At 59.2% G+C, this 267-nt stretch carries 1 pseudogene; it reads right to left on the bottom strand.

Annotated elements, in window-relative coordinates:
- Window positions 1–267: pseudogene (locus SB765_RS30215) on the bottom strand (histidine phosphatase family protein); the annotation flags it as partial.

Below are 267 nucleotides of genomic sequence, written 5' to 3'. Positions count from 1 at the left end.
AGCTCTGTCTGGAGATCGCTGATGCAGCCACTGTGGGTCACCATGATCAAGTTGCGGCCAGGCTGTTTATGAGTGAGCAATTCTTCGCCCATGGCTTTGCCGCAGATGGCCGAAGGGGTCGATGACAATGTGGCCTTGCCGAACATGAATTGCGTGGTCTGTGCGGTGCGCGTCGCGGGGCTGGCGAGCACGTCGGTATTTTCCATGCCCAGGGTATTGAAGGCTTTGCCCAGGGCGGTCGCCTGTTGGCTGCCGTTGATCGTCAGG

The organism is Pseudomonas sp. SIMBA_067, from assembly GCF_046534675.1.
GTDB lineage: Bacteria > Pseudomonadota > Gammaproteobacteria > Pseudomonadales > Pseudomonadaceae > Aquipseudomonas > Aquipseudomonas putida.
The sequence above is the reverse complement of the archived record's forward strand: the minus strand, read 5'-3'. Positions and strand labels throughout refer to the sequence as shown.